This is a genomic window from Parendozoicomonas callyspongiae, from assembly GCF_023502345.1.
Classification (GTDB): Bacteria; Pseudomonadota; Gammaproteobacteria; order Pseudomonadales; family Endozoicomonadaceae; genus Sansalvadorimonas; species Sansalvadorimonas callyspongiae.
In genome coordinates this window covers 1-1130 of record NZ_JAMFLX010000086.1, presented here as the reverse complement: position 1 = coordinate 1130, position 1130 = coordinate 1, and the positions used below count along the sequence as shown (strand labels likewise).

Genomic DNA, 1130 nt, shown 5'->3' with positions numbered 1-1130 from the left:
CTAAATCAGGTGCGCCGTAGGCGTCACCTGGATTTACTTGTTATGCGCTGCGGGTTTGTAGGTAAATTCAATCATTTGTTTCACCGAAAATTTCAATTCCCGATTGAGCCACACGAGGTAAAAATAGTATTGTTTCAATATCTAGCGGCTCTACACTTAGTGAAAAGCTGCCGTGCTTTAGGTATATTTCGTAGAAGTTAATAGCCTTTGATCTTTCACTGAGAGCTGAAACCACAGCATGTTTTACTGAGGTAGGGCAACGTAGGCCAAATGTAATCTCCTCAAGAGACAAGTCGGAGTCTTGAAGGCCTCGATTCCCTAATAAGCGCCATTCATTCTCATAGCCCCAAGGTAATGCTTTGCGCAGAAGAATATTTTCATCAAGTTTTTCTTTAGATTCTAAGTCATTATCAAGTACGGCCTTTGATATTAAGCTTGTACAAACTTCTCTATCTCCACCATATTCTACTTTAAGAAGATTTGGTTTTGGATTTCTTTCGAGACTATAACCAGTACAAATACCTCTATGCTGATCTGCATAATGACTCCAGAGCAATGGGTTGTCTTGTTCTGAAGAAAAGCAACATATGCCGCGATCATATTGCTTTAATAATTCCACTTGGATTTCATTTCTCAGTAGCTGCATTTCAGCTTCTTCAATACCCATCTCATAATCAGGGTTTGTTGCGTAATAGGCTATTTCATTTAATTTGTTTTGTGCTGTTTGGTTTGCAGTTCTTTCTGCATGTTCATCTGCACCATTCCCTGTGACTTTTGCACTCTTCAAAGATAAAAGGTTTTCAGCATGAACTCTTTTTTGTATTTGCTTTTTTAGAATTGCACGAAGCTCAGTCAAGTCTGAATCCGTCATTACACTTGGCTGACAATCAAGAGGGTCATTAAAACTCACAGGATCAGAAAAATATAGTTGATCAAAAATCAATGCACTAAGACTTTTATCATTAAATTTTTGATAGCGGTATACTTTTTCTGGTTGTTTCACTTATTTCCAACTCCTGTGAATCATTGAGAGTTATAAACTCCGATGTTGAGCTTGATTGCGCATAACGCCTGCGTGTGGGGCGCCGTAGGCGTCCCAGGCAGCTTGCTGCCGTACACGACGCACTTGT

At 39.6% G+C, this 1130-nt stretch carries 1 protein-coding gene; it reads right to left on the bottom strand.

Annotation, left to right across the window (positions count from 1 at the left end):
• Window positions 1-67 precede the first annotated feature (67 nt).
• The gene (locus tag M3P05_RS20365) at window positions 68-1003 is read right to left on the bottom strand and encodes a DUF2971 domain-containing protein (protein WP_249701967.1); all 936 of its coding nucleotides are present in this window, start codon (window positions 1001-1003) and stop codon (window positions 68-70) included.
• Window positions 1004-1130: the final 127 nt, after the last annotated feature.